General features: G+C 38.0%; 14 protein-coding genes. 3 read left to right on the top strand and 11 right to left on the bottom strand.

Going from position 1 to position 17,493, the window contains the following annotated elements; genetic code table 11:
• Positions 1 to 26: 26 nt before the first annotated feature.
• A complete protein-coding gene (locus REI64_RS04740) occupies positions 27 to 1,271 on the top strand; it encodes an ABC transporter substrate-binding protein (RefSeq protein ID WP_308848955.1) in 1,245 nt (414 codons plus the stop codon).
• A gap of 188 nt (positions 1,272 to 1,459) precedes the next feature.
• Positions 1,460 to 2,623, top strand: a complete 1,164-nt coding sequence (locus tag REI64_RS04735; RefSeq protein WP_308848954.1) for an RsmB/NOP family class I SAM-dependent RNA methyltransferase — start codon at positions 1,460 to 1,462, stop codon at positions 2,621 to 2,623.
• Between the two features lie 336 nt (positions 2,624 to 2,959).
• On the opposite strand, the gene REI64_RS04730 is transcribed toward REI64_RS04735, so the two are convergent.
• The 5 genes from REI64_RS04730 to REI64_RS04710 all read right to left on the bottom strand — a co-directional run bounded on the left by REI64_RS04730 (position 2,960) and on the right by REI64_RS04710 (position 9,311).
• Positions 2,960 to 3,535, bottom strand: coding sequence for a MarC family protein (locus REI64_RS04730; RefSeq protein WP_375141991.1), 576 nt, complete (start codon positions 3,533 to 3,535; stop codon positions 2,960 to 2,962).
• 83 nt (positions 3,536 to 3,618) lie between these two features.
• Positions 3,619 to 4,761, bottom strand: a complete 1,143-nt coding sequence (locus REI64_RS04725) for a DUF1343 domain-containing protein (RefSeq protein ID WP_308848953.1) — start codon at positions 4,759 to 4,761, stop codon at positions 3,619 to 3,621.
• Between the two features lie 59 nt (positions 4,762 to 4,820).
• On the bottom strand, positions 4,821 to 5,603 hold the full coding sequence (locus REI64_RS04720; protein WP_308848952.1) for a polysaccharide deacetylase family protein: 783 nt from the start codon (positions 5,601 to 5,603) through the stop codon (positions 4,821 to 4,823).
• A gap of 180 nt (positions 5,604 to 5,783) precedes the next feature.
• Entirely contained in the window at positions 5,784 to 7,463 is a 1,680-nt protein-coding gene (ettA, locus tag REI64_RS04715; RefSeq protein WP_308848951.1) for an energy-dependent translational throttle protein EttA, read from the bottom strand.
• Between the two features lie 342 nt (positions 7,464 to 7,805).
• Positions 7,806 to 9,311, bottom strand: coding sequence for a PLP-dependent aminotransferase family protein (locus tag REI64_RS04710; RefSeq protein ID WP_308848950.1), 1,506 nt, complete (start codon positions 9,309 to 9,311; stop codon positions 7,806 to 7,808).
• Positions 9,312 to 9,449: 138 nt separating this feature from the next.
• Here REI64_RS04710 and REI64_RS04705 point away from each other — a divergent pair, with 138 nt between their 5' ends.
• Positions 9,450 to 11,306 (top strand): TonB-dependent receptor domain-containing protein, encoded by a 1,857-nt coding sequence (locus tag REI64_RS04705; protein WP_308848949.1) that lies wholly within the window; start codon positions 9,450 to 9,452, stop codon positions 11,304 to 11,306.
• A 142-nt stretch (positions 11,307 to 11,448) separates the two neighbouring features.
• On the opposite strand, the gene REI64_RS04700 is transcribed toward REI64_RS04705, so the two are convergent.
• From REI64_RS04700 to REI64_RS04675, 6 genes are all read right to left on the bottom strand, one after another.
• A complete protein-coding gene (locus tag REI64_RS04700) occupies positions 11,449 to 11,928 on the bottom strand; it encodes a MepB family protein (RefSeq protein ID WP_308848948.1) in 480 nt (159 codons plus the stop codon).
• Between the two features lie 5 nt (positions 11,929 to 11,933).
• Positions 11,934 to 12,467, bottom strand: coding sequence for a GNAT family protein (locus REI64_RS04695; RefSeq protein ID WP_308848947.1), 534 nt, complete (start codon positions 12,465 to 12,467; stop codon positions 11,934 to 11,936).
• A 239-nt stretch (positions 12,468 to 12,706) separates the two neighbouring features.
• Positions 12,707 to 14,044: an ABC transporter permease gene (locus REI64_RS04690; RefSeq protein WP_308848946.1), complete on the bottom strand. Its 1,338-nt coding sequence runs from the start codon at positions 14,042 to 14,044 to the stop codon at positions 12,707 to 12,709.
• Entirely contained in the window at positions 14,037 to 14,945 is a 909-nt protein-coding gene (locus REI64_RS04685) for an ABC transporter ATP-binding protein (protein ID WP_308848945.1), read from the bottom strand. The genes REI64_RS04690 and REI64_RS04685 overlap by 8 nt, the downstream gene beginning before the upstream one ends.
• Positions 14,946 to 15,468: 523 nt before the next feature.
• Positions 15,469 to 16,551 carry an AI-2E family transporter gene (locus tag REI64_RS04680; RefSeq protein WP_308848944.1) on the bottom strand — a complete coding sequence of 361 codons (1,083 nt, stop codon included), beginning with the start codon at positions 16,549 to 16,551 and terminating at the stop codon, positions 15,469 to 15,471.
• A 377-nt stretch (positions 16,552 to 16,928) separates the two neighbouring features.
• Positions 16,929 to 17,489, bottom strand: a complete 561-nt coding sequence (locus REI64_RS04675; protein ID WP_308848943.1) for a hypothetical protein — start codon at positions 17,487 to 17,489, stop codon at positions 16,929 to 16,931.
• Between the last annotated feature and the right edge of the window lie 4 nt (positions 17,490 to 17,493).

The raw sequence follows: 17,493 nt of genomic DNA, 5'->3' as shown, positions 1-17,493 counted from the left end.
GACACATAGTTGTATTTTTTATAGATATGATTAGTAGATTTTTGAAGTTTTTTTTCCATAAAAATCTATCTGCCTATGTGGTTAGAAACATTTCAACGCTTTATATACTAGCATTTATTGCTGTGTTGGCGAGTTGTTCGCCCAAAATAACTAAGCCGGTGGTGAAAACCCCGGCTAAACCTGTTGAACAAAAAACTGCTACCAAATTTACGCAAGGTAATATCAGTGTTTTTGTGCCTTTTCAGTTGAATAAATTCAATTTAAAAACGGTTACCAAAGTACAAATTGGCAAAGCCGATATGGCTATTGATTTCTATCAAGGCTTAATGTTGGGCATTGATTCTGCCGCTAACGAAGGCTTAAATTTTAAGGTAAATGTTTTTGATAGTAGAGATGATAACAGTCAGTTGGCTGGCTTGATTAAACGGGAAGCTGTTAAAAGCAGTAATTTGCTGATAGGCCCGATATTTCCCGATGGCATTAAGTATATGACGAGCTTTTCGGAAGCTAATAAAATGCCGTTGATATCTCCTTTGGCGGCTTCGAAACCGAGTGAGTTTAACAATCCGTACTTAATTTCTGTAGTGAACGATATTGAGCAGCATGGAATTAAAGCTGCAGATTATATTGCTAAGCAGTACAAGGCAGATCAAACTATTGTGGTGCTCATTAATACCAAAAAATCATCTGACGAAGCTTTCGCAGCGCCGATTAGAAAGCAATTTGCAGCGAAACATCCAAGTTTTGTGGTACAGGAATTTTCATCCACCTATGTGTTTGAAACGAAGATGGTAAAAGGTAAAAAGTATGCCGTTATTGTGTGTTCTGATGATGCTCCGTTTGTTGCTCCGAGCTTAACCAAGCTACATCGTTTGAAAAACATTGCTGGCTATCCAATTCAAGTTTTCGGTCACCCCAATTGGGCAAAACAAACCTATAATATCGATCAGTTGCAGAACCTGCAAACGGTGTTGAGTTCTTCATATTATATCGATTACAAGAATAATAAAGTAATTAATTTTGTGAAGGCCTATCGAACTAAGTACGAGTTTGAGCCTACAGAATATGCTTTTAAAGGTTTTGATGTGGGCTATTATTTTGGTAAGTTGATTGCTAAGCATGGAGCGAATTATGCAGATTTTATTGTAAAAGAAAATTATAAAGGTTTGCATAACGATTTTAATTTCGGTTACGATGCGGAATATGGCTATTACAACCAGCACTTGATGATGTTACAGTATAGAAATACAGCATTAGTGCAAGTGGATTAAAAGCCCTCTCTGCCGTCGGCATCTCTCCCTAAGGGAGAGAAAAGTTCTTGGCATTGGAAGTGGAAGGACTAGCAATCTATTTATTAAAACGCTTTAAGATTGCTTCGCAAAACTTGCAATGACTGAGGATTTACGGAGGAACTTTTAACCAACAATAAAGCAATTCTACAATACAACAATTTAATTTAATGAAAGTACACCATCATATCCGAGCGTTTGAGCAGGTTTTAGCAAGTTACGATGGTAAGTTGCCATTGCATCGTCATTTGGTTATCTATTTTAAACAGAATAAGCAAATGGGCTCTTCGGATAGGAGATGGGCAAGTAGGTACCTCTATAGTTACTTTAGGTTAGGCAAGGCTTTGCCTAATTTGTCAACTATAGAACGTTTGGCTGTAGCCGATTTTCTTTGTAACGCCGATTTAAGTTTGATTACTGAAAGTACTTTTCCTAAGGCTGCAGAGCATATTTCTTTGCCTTTGGTAGATAAGGTAGCTTTTGTAAAATCTCAATATCCTGATTTTGATTTGAAGGATGTTTTCCCATTTAAGCATGAGCTTTCAGAAGGAGTTGACAAAGAAGCTTTTCTGCTATCGTTATTTGTTCAGCCAGATTTATTTATTCGCGTTAAAGAAACGCATTTGCCAACCATTAAATCTAAAATTGAAGCTGCGGGTGTTGCTGTACAGGAATTGACAGATACTACTTTGGCATTGCCTAACGGAACAAAGTTAGAGCAGATTATCGATGATGCTCGTTTGTACCAAGTGCAAGATTTTTCTTCCCAAAAAACTGGCGATTACTTTAAGCCGCAACCTTACGATTATTGGTGGGATTGCTGTGCGGCATCTGGTGGAAAATCGTTACTCATTCATAGCCTAGAACCAAAAGTTAAATTACTTGCCAGCGATGTAAGGGAAACTAGTTTAGGTAATTTGCAAGAGCGTTTCATTGCTGCTGGGATTAAGGATTTCCAGAAAAAGACCATAGATCTTTTGCAAAACAACGACCAGATATTACATCATTACGAGTTTGATGGCATTTTGTTAGATGCGCCTTGCTCTGGTGCTGGTACTTGGGGACGAACACCTGAAATGTTGTATTTCTTTGAAGAGTACAAAGTGGCTAACTATGTGAAGTTGCAAAAAGCTATCGCTGAGAATGTAGTGAAGTATTTAAAGCCCGGCAAACCTTTAATTTACATGACTTGCTCTGTTTTTAAACAGGAAAACGAAGATGTGGTGGCTTATTTGTTAGAGAAATTCCCGTTGAAATTGGAAAGTATGGAATTGATTAAAGGCTACAACGACAAAGCAGATAGCATGTTTGTAGCAAGGTTGATTAAGGAGTAGCATTTCATCTAAATTATAAAAACACCCCAACCCGTTGGGCACCCCTCTGGAAGAGGGGAATTGCACTCTATATTCCCCTCTTCCAGAGGGGTGGTCGAAGACCGGGGTGTTTGATCTATTTAATTTCTATATTTTGCTAGTTCAAAGATCTCTCCACTACGGTCGAGATGACGCACTATGATTGGTAATGAAAAAATCAACTTTTCCCCTTCAACTTCCCACGCAAATAGCTAATTGCCTCTAACAAGATAGCTAATGCGCCAATGTATACCGTAAATTGCTCAAATAAGTTCATCTTCGGTTATTTAAATCTTAGATGAATTTAAGCAATTAATGTTACAATCCAGTATTTGTCCTAAAAAGTTTAATTGCAATAGCTAAAAGGATAACGCCAAAGCTCTTTCTCAGTACGTTCAAACCGGTTTTACCTAATAATTTTTCTAATCTAGCGGTGTTTTTAAGTACGAAATAAACGAAAACCATATTCAGTAAAACTCCTATCAATATGTTTTCTGTACGATATTCTGTTTTTAAAGATAAAAGCGTAGTTAATGAACCAGCACCTGCAATTAACGGAAATGCCAGAGGCACAATAGAAACCGTTTCAGGAGCTTCATCTCTAAAAAAGTGGATGCCTAAAACCATTTCCATGGCAATAAAGAAAATTACTAACGAACCCGCAATAGCGAAAGACTGCACATCTACACCAATTACATTCAAAACAGCCTTTCCTCCAAATAAAAATAAAATCATGATGGCAGTTGCCACGATGGTCGCTTTTTCGGACTGGATATGTCCTGCTTTTTTGCGCAGCGAAATGATAATGGGAATAGAACCCAGAATATCAATAATCGCAAATAAAATCATCGAGGTAGATAAGATTTGATTGAAGTCGAAGTGCAGCGGTTCCATACGTTAAAATTTGATGCAAAAATACGGCTAATACTTTAAAAAGTTGTAATTCAGTAGCTAAGTTTTCTCAAGCCGATAAAAATTCAAGGATAAATTAAGTAAGGCTTAACTGTGTTTAACCAGTTTGGAACATTAGTATCTATTTTGTTTGTAATGATTTTCTCTAATGAATTGCTTAGGCCAAGCAGTTTATCTAAATGTTTTTCGCCGTTAGGATTTACGTTGGTTAAGTAATTTCTTTCTTTTAGATGATTGGGAAATAATCTAGCCATTAAGCTAATCAGCATTATAACATAAGCAACAGGTTTAAAGGAGTGAAGGTTTTTAGGAATTATCCTTAAGCCATGACAAATGTCATTTAAATAAGGAGCTACGGTAGCTTTGAAGGTAATGATTTCTAAATCTGCGACGTCTGAATTTTCTAACATCTTGTCCCTTAGCAAAGATGCATCTATCCACGGAGCGCCGAACTGTTCGAATGGAAATTCCGTGCCTCTCGCTTCATTAATATTCAAGCCTTCGAACAAGCATGTACCGGGATAAATGTAAGTTGTATGTCTTTTTTGAATGGCAGGAGAAGTCGCAAAAAATGGGTAATTGTTATTTTCGTATCGATCCCAGTTTTTCATTGCTTCTATCTCTAATTGCAATGATGGATACTGGCTACTTTTAAAATAGCGAGCTAATTCTCCTAAAGTACAATTGTGTTTAATCGGGATGGGAAACCTACCAATGAAAGAACTGCAATTTTCCTCAAGAATAGGACCTTCTGCAAATTCAAATTGTTTGGCTATTGGGTTGGGTCTGTCTAAAATGAGTAGCTTTTTTCCATTTGCAGCACAGGTTTCCATTACATAGGTCATGGTCCATAGGTAGGTGTAAAATCTTGCACCTATATCTGGTAAATCAACTATAACTAAATCTATGTCGGCTAAATCATTAGCTGTTGGGGCAAGCTTTTCGCCATATAAACTTACAATGGGTAATTTAGTAATAATGTCTGTATCATCACTGATGAATGCGCCATCATCGCCTTTGGCACTAAAACCATGCTCTGGTGAAAACAATTTTTTGACGTTAAAACCTTTTGATAGCAACGCTACGCTAGCATGTGTACCGGTAGTGCTTAATGAAGTAGCATTACACACTAAACCAATAGTGATATCTTCTAGATTTTTGCTTTCTAAAAGTACATCTATTCCAAATTTAACTGGTTTAGCAGTCATACTGATATATTATTGTTTGAGAACGGAATGTCAATTTTAAAGATAGGACATTTTGAAGATCAATTCTTCGTATTGTTCTGTTTGATGTATTTGGCAACATCTAACATAGGGGCAATCCACGCTTCTTGCTCCTTACTTTTAATGTAGTTTAATATTTTCCTATGATCTTCCAATGTGACGTCCATCGGATTGCCACCACCTACGCCGTGAAATAAAATGACTAAAAGTGAATTAGTCTCGATCGCTTCATCCACCCATTTTTTCATATCTGCAAAAGTATGCTTGTTTATAGCGTAGCAATCTATGGCGAATAAATCGACTTTGTTAATAGGTTTCATCTCGTGTTTAACAAAACGAGCCGCAACGAAATCTTTTTTAAGATCCTTAACAAAGGAAATGTTATTGACAACGGTATCTGCACAAGGATAGGCGAATGTTCGCTCTTTTTTGCCGTCTAAAGCTTCTAAAAAAGCATTGCTCATCTTTATTTCGTCAAGCAAACGTGCAACTGTGTAGTTATTGAGATTGTATTCCTTTTTTACCCATTCTCTTCCGGGTTTATCACCAATACAAGGATGATATAAAGTATGATTTCCAAGCTCGTGACCGTTTGATGCTACCTTTTTCCACGCCGATATATTGTTTTTAGCGGTATAAGCCGTTAAATAAAAGGTTGCTTTTAAGTTTAGTGAATCAAGTACTGGAATTGCATTATTAAGGTGCTGAGGAATTGCATCATCGTAAGTAATTACAATTGCAGCTTTTTTATTGTTCCAAGTGTTTTGCCCAAAAGCAAAAAAGCCGAAACAAATCATCAAACTAAGTAATAATGCTTTCTTCATTTTCAATTTCTTAAAGTATAAAATAAGATAGCCCCGATTTTAGGTCGGGGCTATCTTTTAAATTATCCTAAGTTCGATTTTTAACCACCTTAGACACCTAAGAGAACCTAAGTCTTACGTGTACTAAGGTGTCTAAGGTGGTTAAAATCTAAAATCGTAATTCTAAAATCTAAAATCCCTTTATCCTAATTTCTTATACCTAATTCTTTTTGGAGACACATCGCCTAAACGTTTTTTACGGTTTTCTTCGTAATCAGAGTAGTTTCCTTCAAAGAAATAAACTTGCGAATCGCCTTCGAATGCTAAAATATGCGTACAAATACGATCCAAGAACCATCTATCGTGACTAATCACTACCGCACAACCTCCAAAGTTCTCCAAAGCTTCTTCCAAAGCACGCAAAGTATTCACGTCGATATCGTTGGTAGGCTCATCCAGTAATAAAACGTTAGCACCCTCTTTTAAGGTAATTGCCAAGTGCACACGGTTACGCTCACCACCAGACAATACGCCAACTTTCTTTTGTTGGTCGGCACCGTTAAAGTTAAATTTAGAAACATAAGCCCTAGAATTTACTTGCTTGTTACCCAACAGCATATTGTCTAAACCATCGGTAATGTTTTCGTAAACTGTCTTATCAGGATTTAAATCGTTGTGCATTTGGTCAACGTACCCCAATTTCACCGTTTCACCCACTCTAAAATCACCAGCATCTGTTTGTTCCTGACCAGTAATTAAACGGAATAAAGTAGTTTTACCAGCACCGTTTGGCCCGATAATACCCACAATACCCGCTGGAGGTAAAGAGAAACTCAAGTTTTCGAACAGCAATTTGCCATCGTAGGCTTTTGAAATATTGTTGGCTTCAATTACCACATTACCCAAGCGAGGTCCCGCAGGAATGAACAATTCTAACTTTTCTTCGCGTTCTTTTCCGTCTTCACTAGCTAATTTGTCGTAGTTGCTTAAACGAGCTTTAGATTTCGCATGACGAGCTTTAGGAGCCATACGCACCCACTCCAACTCACGCTCTAACGCTTTCTGACGTTTACTTTCTGTCTTATCTTCCTGTGCTAAACGTTTCGCTTTTTGGTCTAACCATGATGAGTAGTTACCCTTCCAAGGAATACCTTCGCCACGGTCTAATTCCAAAATCCAGCCCGCAACGTTATCTAAGAAATACCTATCGTGGGTAACCGCAATTACAGTTCCTTCGTAATTTTGTAAGAACTGTTCTAACCAGTCGATACTCTCTGCATCCAAGTGGTTGGTAGGCTCATCTAACAACAATACATCTGGCGATTGCAACAACAAGCGGCACATCGCCACACGGCGGCGCTCACCACCCGATAATACCGCAATTTTTGTATCTGGGTCTGGGCAACGCAAAGCATCCATTGCACGCTCTAACTTATTGTCTAATTCCCATGCGTTCGATGCATCAATTTTATCTTGCAACTCACCTTGTCGAGCCATCAATTTATCCATCTTATCGGCATCAGAATAGTTTTCCTCTAAACCAAAAGCCTCATTAATTTCTTCGTATTCTTTTAGTATGGCAGTAATTTCGGCAACGCCTTCTTCAACTACCTCTCGTACCGTTTTTTCTGGGTCTAATTCTGGTTCTTGAGCTAAATATCCCACAGAATAGCCTGGAGAGAATACTACTTCGCCTTGTATAGACTTGTCTAAACCAGCAATAATTTTTAATAATGATGATTTACCCGAACCGTTTAAACCTACAACGCCAATTTTGGCACCGTAAAAAAACGATAGGTATATATTTTTTAAAACCTGTTTTTGTGGCGGGTAAATTTTGCTTACCCCAGCCATTGAAAAGATTATTTTTTCGTCTGACATTTTAAAATTTTGTTTCTGCAAAGATGCTTTTATTTCGGGAGAGAAAAAAACGTTTCGGGTTTTAGATTTAATAATAGAAAAGCAGTTTACTACAGCTATCAATGTTAGTCGGGCTATCCGCTACTCCCGATGAAAAATCGGGATACGCTGCTATCCCGTTTAAATAACGAAAGTTTGCGCTACTACGTTAAAACCCTCTCTGCCCTTTGGCCACCTATTGATGTTTTCATAGTTGTTTTTGTATCAATGAACTTCGTTTCACTACGGTTCTCCCTGAGAGGGAGAGAAAAGATAATATGAAAGGCTGTGGGATTTAGTATGCCCGTTCCTAAGTATTTCTCTCTATCCTTTGGGGAGAGATGCCGAAGGCAGAGAGGGGTTTAAACAACCACTCATTATCTCCAAACTCCTTTCCATTTCCTCAACAGTTAAATGGCCAAAGCCTAATCGCATTGCCATAATTTTTCTATTTTGATAAAGGATGTTCTTGGGGATAAACAAATCATGTTTTTGGCAAGATTTAGCTAATTGTAGTAAAGAAATAGGCCTGTTCCATTTTAACCAAATGGCCAATCCACCGTTGGGTACCTCGAAAGATATTTCATCTCTAAAGTGCTCAATCAATAATTTACAGCAATAATTTCTGCGCTCTAGGTAAACTTTCAAAGATTTCTTCAAATGTCTATGAAAATCGCCTTCCGCTATCATTTCACCTAAAACCTGTTCCATCACCACATCTCCTTGGCGGTCTATGATACCGAGATACTTTTGCATTTCTAAAATCAAATTCTGTGGAGCCACCACAAAACCGGCACTGAAAGACGGTGCTAAGGACTTTCCAAACGAACCTACGTAAATCACCATTCCATTTGTATCTGCACTGGCTAAAGGCATAATCGTGCTTTTATCATACTGAAAATCGTAATCGTAATCGTCTTCTATAATGATGAAACCATGCTTTTGTGCCAATTGTAAAAGTTGCACCCTCCGCTTTGCATTTAAACTTACGGTAGTAGGGTAGTGGTGGTGTGGCGTAATGTAAACCAACCTTATTTTGATAGTCTTTAACAAATCTTCCAAAGCATCTACGTTAATTCCCTGTTCATCTACAGGCAAGGTTTTAACATTTGCGCCAGCTTTAAGGAAAGTCATATTCGCAGTAAAAAAACCTAGTTCTCCAACCATTACTACATCACCTGCTTCAATTAAAAGTTGCGAAATGATATACAAACTCATCTCTGTGCTACGTGTAATGAGCAAATTGTTTTTGGAGATGTGTAAACCACGAGAAATATTCAGGTAATTACTCAGTTGTTCTTTAAAATAGGTACTATCTTCTTTATTTCTAGTGATTTTCTTGACAGTGCTTTTTCTTTTCATCGATGCACTGTATAAGCTGGTTAGGTAGCTCATTTGCGTCAAACGAATATCTGGAGTGCCATCATTAAATTGATAGGTACAATTGGTTTGTTCAAATGGATTGTCCAAGATGTTCGATTGCTTAAAAGTATAGCCAGTTTGTGTTGGGTAATTTGATAAAGAAACCAATGCATCATAAGGTCGTTCAGCAATTTTGGTTTTATTATCCATTACGTAAGCACCTTTATTGGGATGAATTGCTACCCAACCTTGTTGATGCAAATCTTCGTATGCGGCAATAACCGTTTTACGATGTAGTCCAAGTAACTCGCTTAAAGTTCTGCTGCCTGGCATCTTTGTTCCTGCTACCAAATAACCTCGTTGTATGGCATTAATGAGCTGTTGTGTAAGTTGTAAATAGATAGGCGTTTTTGTACTTCTATCTAAACTAATGAAACTTAAAAAGGGAATATCAACCGGACTACTCATATTCTTAAAACTGGACTATTTGAATGTTCCGGAAAGATACGAGTTTTGCGAAGAATTTAATTTAACCACAAAGACACGAAGAACACAAAGTGTTGGCAGTTTGCAAAAACAACTTTCCAATATTTAAACAACAGCACAATGAAACAATTTTTATACGCATTAACATTCGTCCCGGCATTAACTTTTGCCCAGCAAGACACTACCAAGCTTAACGAAATCATCATTTCTGAAAACAGATTGCAAACACCTTTTAGTAAACAGGCTAGAAATATCCAGCTAATTACCAAAGAACAGATTGCTCAATTGCCCGTAAAATCAATTAATGAGGTTTTGAGTTTCATTGCGGGTGTAGACGTTCGTCAGCGTGGGCCTTTTGGCGCACAAGCAGATATTAGTATAGATGGTGGAAGTTTTGAGCAAACTTTGATTTTATTGAACGGCGTAAAAATATCTGATGTACAAACGGCGCATCATTCTATGAATATTCCAGTGCCATTATCAGCTATTGAGCGTATTGAAGTATTAAAAGGGCCAGCAGCTCGTATTTATGGTATTAATGCTTTAACGGGTGCCATTAACATCGTTACCAAAACTAGTAAACAGTCTGCTATAGATGTAAATGTTCAAGCTGGTTCTTCTTTTGAGGCTAAAGCAGTAGGTGACGGCAGCGGAAAATACCGTGGCGCTTCTACTCAACTAGCTTTAAATATGGCTGGTAAAAACAGCCAGCATTTGTTTGGCTTTGGTGTGAGTGATTATAATGGCCAGCGTTACAACAGCAGCACTTACGACCATAAGTTTTTCTATCAAGGGAACATCGATTTTGATGAAAAAAACAAACTGAATTTAATGGGCGGCTACATCGATAATGCATTTGGGGCGAGTGGTTATTATGCTGCTCCAGGCGATAAAGAAGCTTTCGAAATTGTAGAGACTGCTTTGTTTGCCGTGGGTTCTTCTCATCAACTGAGCAATAATTTCAGTCTTCGCCCAAGAGTGAGTGCCCGTTACAACTGGGACGATTACCGCTACTTCCGTAACGATTTAACACGAGCTAGGTCACTACATCAAACCAAAGTGTGGTCGGCAGAATTAAATAGCACCCTACATTCTACCATAGGTGATTTCGGTTTTGGTTTAGAAAGTCGTTCGGAAGATATTGAGAGCACCAACATTGGCGACAGACAGAGGTACAACCATGGTGCTTATGCCGAGTACAAAACCGAAGCTTTGAAAAATTTACTTTTAAATATCGGTACTTATGTGAATTACAATACGCAGTACGGTTGGCAAGCTTTTCCGGGCTTAGATGCTGCTTATCTATTTGCGCCAAAATGGAAACTGGCTTTTAATATTGGTTCTAGTCAGCGTATTCCATCTTTCACCGATTTGTATTTAAACCAACGTCCGGGAAATATTGGTAATCCTAATTTGGTGTCAGAAAATGCTTGGCAATACGAGTTTTCACTTCAATATAAAGCTCAAAGTTTCTATGTTCAAGGAGGATATTTTTACCGTAACATTTCCGATTTTATTGATTGGGTGAGAAACTCGACTGCGGTGCCGTATCAACCACAAAACTTTGGGAATAACAAAATACAAGGGGTAAACTTAACAATAGGACAGGAGCTGAATTTTAGCAGCAGAAGTGCCTTAAAGTATGATTTAAGCTATAATTACTTACATGCAGGAGAAATGAGTTACGCCAATAACATTACTTCTAAATATGTGGTAGAGAATTTGAAGCACCAGGCGCTGATGAGATTGAATTACCGCTATAGCAATTGGCAAGCAACGTTAGGCAATAGGTGGATTGAAAGAGAACTCAAAAACCCTTATTTAATTACTGATTTCCGTTTGATGTATGGTAAAGCTAATTGGAACATTTATACCGAAGTAACCAACCTATTTGATAAAGAGTACATTGAAGTGGCTGCGGTACCATTGCCAAAAAGATGGTTTGCGCTTGGTGCTAATTTGAGGTTTGGGTTGTAATTTAATCTTTCGTCATTGCGAGGTACGACCGCGAAGCAGCTACGTAGTAAACCAATCTTAAAGCAAATTGCTACTTTATGAGTTGTAAGATTGCTTCGTACCTCGCAATGACGATTAATTTAACCGGCAATAACGAAATGTGTTAAACCTGAAGTTTTAATTTTAGTTTTTCAAGCTCACTGTCATCGTTCAAATCAACAAAAAACTCCTTTTGCCAAGTTTGTGTTTTCTGAGCTTGTTTATTTTCTGGAATATCCCAATTTGGATAAATTCTGAAGCCTCGTTTTCCTTCTTTATTGCCTTTGGTAAGGATTTGTTTTTCGCTCAAAGCTGACTTCGGAAAAAGAAACAAACCTCGTTGCTCATCATTTTCTGTATAAATTATATAAAAATCGAAATCATCATCGATATGAAAAGGCTCGGTAATGCCTCGCGAATTTCTTCTCCAAAGCGTTACAAACAGTCCTATCTTTTTAGGGGTGATTTTAGCTTTTCTGAATTTGATATTTGCAGTGCCCAGCTGGAAATTATAACCACAATATTCTTCACATTCTAAATCTTTTTCGACGTTAGCAATATGTAAATTAAATGTTTGGAATAGGTTTTCTAATGGAGTAAACACCTTCGTTATAAATTTTCATTAATAATCGCATACAAAACATGGTCTTGATATTGCCCATCCTTTTTCGTATGACATTTAAGTATTCCTTCTTCCTTCATCCCGGCATTTTTCATCACTTTTCCCGAGGCAATATTAACATCGAAATGCGTAGCAAATATCCTTTTCAGTTTTATTTCCTCAAAACCGAATTTGATGACGGATTTTACAGCTTCTGTAGCAAAACCTCTGTTCCAATAATTCTGATGCAGCCAATAACCCAATTCTGCTTTATTAAATTTCTTGTCAATGCCTAAACCTACGCCACCAATAATTTTTCCATTTACTGATGCTCTGATTGCGAAAATAAATCCATCCTCATTTTTAAAATTTTCTGAAGCTAGGTTGATCCAAAACACTGCACTTTCTTTGGTATAAGGTTTCGGGATATTGATTGTGTTTTGATAGTAAATCTCATTTTGAAGTGCCTCAACAATATCATCAGCATCGCTTAGTAAAGGTTGATTTAACACCAATCTATCTGTAGTTAATGTGGGGTACATTTTTGGCATTTGTTACGATGTCCTTTCAATAATATTACTCAAATATAGTCTATTATAAAAATAGGTGGATGATGACACCCACCTATTCCAAGATATTCAATTTATGCGATTGCTTTTCTAAAACCTTCCGATAAAATCGGAATAAACTCTCTCTGCATCCGGCAAGAATTAAAGTAGACTTACGAAGTTTGGGAAACTTCGTAAGTCTTTTAAGCAAATTACGCTGTAGTGTTTTTCCTCTAATTCTTATAAGTAAACCACTTAAACATTTCCTTAAAAGTAGTTTTCTTGCCGTACATTAAAATACCAACACGGTAAATTCTGCCAGCTATCCACACTGTGGCAACAAAGCCAGCAACCAATACCGCCATAGACAATACCAGTTCCCAAGTTGGTACGCCATAAGGTATACGTACTACCATGGCAATAGGAGAAGTAAATGGCACCATCGACAACCAAAATGCGGTGCTGCCATAAGGGTCGTTTGTCACCACGCTTAGCGATAATGCATAACCTAACAACAGCGGCAACATTACGGGCATCATAAACTGTTGGGTTTCCGTTTCGCTATCAACGGCAGAACCTATGGCAGCATACAAGGCACTGTAGAATAAATATCCTCCCAAAAAGAAGAAGATGAAAACAAACACAATTTTACCGATATCAAGGCCAGCTAAACTTTTTTGGATATCACCAATTGGTCCGGCTTGTGTTGAAGCAGCAGCCATCTGCGGATTAGCCTGCGTGACCTGACTTTGCGCCTGGGCGGCAGCAATTTCCTTCACATCTTCTTTATTCACAAAAATGCTCACCGCTGCCGTGCTGATGGCCAAAGTAAGCACAATCCACAACATAAACTGCGTTAAACCAACCAAGGCAATGCCAATAATTTTACCCATCATTAACTGAAAAGGCTTTACCGACGATACCATTACCTCAATAATTCTGCTGGTTTTTTCCTCAATAACGCCACGCATTACCTGCACGCCGTAAAGCATAATGAACATAAACATCATGATACCTGCGGTAAAGGCAATAAAACTACTTGCACCAGCGCTCGACTCTTTCTCGTCGCCAGTTTCGGCAATTTTTTTCGTAGTGATATCCACGTCTGTTTTTAGCTTATCTAAATCGGCCTGCGAAATGCCCGACTGCTTTAGCTTCTGCGTCCTAATCAACTCCTCAATATCGCCAGAAATACGTCTGTTTAGCGACATTCCCGCTTGCTTGGCGCCAAATAATTCAATGCCCTTTGGGGCTTCTAAAGTAAATTCAGGTAGGTAAAGGATATAATCGTAATCAGATTTGTTGAGGTCTTTTTTCGCATCTTCCAAACTCGATTTAAGGTAAGTGTACGATGTGTTTTTGTCCGTTTGTAGCTGCTCGGTTAAGGTTTTGTTATCGCTAACCACCGCAACGTTATCGTGTGTGTCCTTAATTCCTTTGTACGTGAAATAACCAATTAGCGCATAAACACCTGCAATTAACAGCGGCGTTAAGAAAGTCATCACAATGAACGATTTCTTTTTTACTCTCGAAAAATATTCCCTTTGGATAATGAGTAAAATCTTATTCATGGCTTTGTCCTTTCACTTTTTCAATAAAAATATCGTTCATGGTTGGTATCACTTCATCTAAACGATGAATGTTCACAAGCGGCAGCAATTGCGCTAAAGCCTCATTAGCTGTACGGTTTTCGTTCAATTTCAATTTAACCACCTGGTGGCCTTTAACTTTTTCGCTTTGCAGCACGCTGTAAATTTCGTTGCTGGTAGCGCTGTAATCGCCCTCGTATTCTACCCAATAAGTATTGCTGCGATAGCTGGCTTTAATGTCATCTACAGCACCATCCAATATCTTTTTAGATTTATTAATCAGTGCAATATTGTCGCAAAGCTCTTCCACGCTTTCCATGCGGTGTGTAGAGAAAATAAACGTAGCGCCGTTTTTGTTCAGTTCTAAGATTTCATTTTTGATGATATCTGCATTCACAGGGTCAAAACCAGAGAAAGGTTCGTCCAATATAATCAGTTCAGGTTGGTGCAAAACCGTGGCTACAAATTGTACCTTTTGCTGCATTCCCTTACTCAAATCTTCCACTTTTTTGTTCCACCAATCCTTCATTTCCAGCTTTTCGAACCAATATTTAATGCGTTTGGTTGCCTCGGCACTGTTCAGTCCTTTCAATTTGGAAAGGTAAAGCACTTGCTCGCCAATCTCCATTTTTTTGTAGAGTCCGCGTTCCTCGGGCAGGTAGCCAATTTGCGAAATGTGGTTGGTGTTCAGGCGTTCGCCATTAAAAAATACTTCTCCGCTATCGGGAGCTGTAATTTGGGTAATAATTCTAATGAGGGAGGTTTTACCAGCACCGTTTGGACCCAAAAGTCCGAAAATTTTGCCCTTCTCCACTTCCAAACTCACATCATCTAAGGCACGGTGCGTAGCATACTGCTTTACAATATTCTTTACGCTTAACATATCTATCGTTTAGTTTCGATGATAAGATAGCAAAAAGGCTGTTTTGTTACTTAAATTTTGTGTTTTTTTAGAAAATGGATGTCAGTTTTTCATCGGAGGGTGTGGCCCTGCTATCCGTTGCAATCTTTTTGCGTTCTGTTGCCGTCATTTCGAACGCAGAGAGAAATCTCAAAATTAAGTGCATCTATGCGACAGATTTCTCTCTGCGTTCGAAATGACGCTCCAAAAAGTATTTCCACTACTATCAGGTTTAATGAACAAAAAACTGTTCCCTTAATGCCAAAAACCTCCGCCCGTTGGGCATCCTGCGACTTATCGGAGGGTGGTTGAAGCCCGGGGTGTTTATAGTAATTGTAAAGCTTTGCGGCCTTTGCGTTGCTCTTCTGTTCTTTGCGGTTCAATTTCAACGCAAAGGATTTAAAGTATTCGCAAAGCAACGCAAAGAAAAATCTAAAGCGAGGTGGGAACACTTCCAAAAACTAAAATGAACTTAGGTGTCTAAGGTGGTTCAAAACATATAGAATTAATCCTTCTTCGTGAACAACCGTTTTACATAATCAATCACACTTGTTCTTTGTTTTCGTGGATTTTCGGGTCCAATTAAATAACCATAAGGCTGCAAATCGGGATGGCTATCACAAATAATTTTTACCATTCCAATTAAAGGAATTGCTAAAATCATACCTGGAATGCCCCAAACCATCTCGCCTAAAACAATAGCCATAATGGTAAACAGCGGATTGATATTCACTTGCTCACCAACTACCAAGGGTTCTAAAATGTAAGTTTGCACAAACTGAACAATGAAATAGGTAGCTAAAACCCAAATAATTTTATCGTTGCCATTTCCTTGCGCCAGTACTGCCAAAACCGTAATAGAAGTGCCAGTAATGTTACCTACAAAAGGAATTATCTCCAGTAAACCACAAAGCACTGCAAAAAATATAGCATTTTCCACACCAATTAAACTGAAACCAATGCCATACATTACCCAAAGCATTCCAATCATGGCTGCTAATCCGCTCAGGTATTTTTGGGAAACTTTACCTGCTTTATGTACAACTTCATCTGTATCTTCCTTCTCTTTTCGGGCAACCAATTTTAAAATAAAACGTTTAATATGTCCACGATAAATTAAAAACAAATACATGTAAACAATCACTAAAACTGAATTAACGGCTACACTAAACATTCCAGAAGCGAAACTAAAGAGCATATTTCCAGAATTGCCATTGCCACTTTCTATCAATTCTTTCTGCTGTTTTGGATCTATACCAACGGTATTGTTAATCCAGTTTCTGAAGTTGTTAAATAAGTTCAGTAACCTAGATTTCATTTCATCTAGGTTTTCGGCCAAACTAGATAATTGTATAGAGAGCAATACCACGATAATCGAAATACTGCTAATGAAAAGGAACATGCAACAAAGCCCGGCAATGCCTCTACTCATGCCTTTGCGCTCAAAGTAATTGCTTAAGCGAATAAACAGCATCGATAATACTGCCGCCAAAACAATAGGTACCACAAAAGGCGCAGAAAAGTAAAGTCCGGCGAAGCCTAACGTAAAAAATAAAAGTACGTGAACAGCGTGTTGAAGTTTTTCCATTGCAGGAGATAACACTTCGATATCGTAAAATGTTTAGACATCATATTTCAATAAGTATATTAACATCGCTTCTAATTGATAGTTTGAAGGAGTTTTCAAATTGACTTGTAGCGAACACAACTTTTACTGCGTATTTATTAAAATAATAACAAGTTCGATTTTTATCAATTCCATTCTTCTGAAATTGTAAGATTGGCTACATCGCTAACTAAGGATTTTTATTTGAAACTAGGGCAGAAAGACCCGTTTAAAATCAATATCGAAAAAAATAAAGATAGTTTTAGGTTCGCTAAGCTAACTGTAAACGGAGTAGAAAAACAGCCTGAAACCGGTATTATAAGTAATTATATTCCTAATATTTACTACCTACAGGTTAACTAATCTTTCCAGCCCCACGGTGCGGCAGGGGTAGCTACAGGTTTACTTAAATCAAATTTAACCGTAAAAATTCTGTCGCTCCCAATACGACGAAGATTGTAAGTAAAGCTGTCTCCGTCGATGGTAATCCACCAAACATTACCTACGGCTGCTGGTAATAAATCTACGGTTTGTTGGTCAGCTGGGAAAATTTGAAGATTAGCCGTTCCGCTGTTAGAAGTTAAGCCGCCATATTGCGTTACTTTATCTTCCGAACCATCTACATGTCTATGGTCGTGTTTTAATAAAATTCTGTCATCCTTCAATGTTAAAACCCAAGTTCTGGATTTATCATCGCCCACAAAAAACGGAATTTTAATTAAACCATCGCTGCATTTTCTAACATGCATTACCAGTGGACCATTTTTAAAAGTATCGGTCATGCCTTGTGTTACTTCACCTTGGTAGGCTTTGCCGCAGTGCTGTTTTAACAAATCCCAAAATTGTTGCGCACCTGATTTTTGTTGTGCGTGAGCGTTAATGCTTGTTATAAAAAGTAAAAGTAGAAACAGTTTCTTCATTGGA

The sequence above is a fragment of the Pedobacter sp. genome, from assembly GCF_031119335.1.
Taxonomy (GTDB): domain Bacteria; phylum Bacteroidota; class Bacteroidia; order Sphingobacteriales; family Sphingobacteriaceae; genus Pedobacter.
This window is presented reverse-complemented; position numbering and strand designations above follow the sequence as displayed.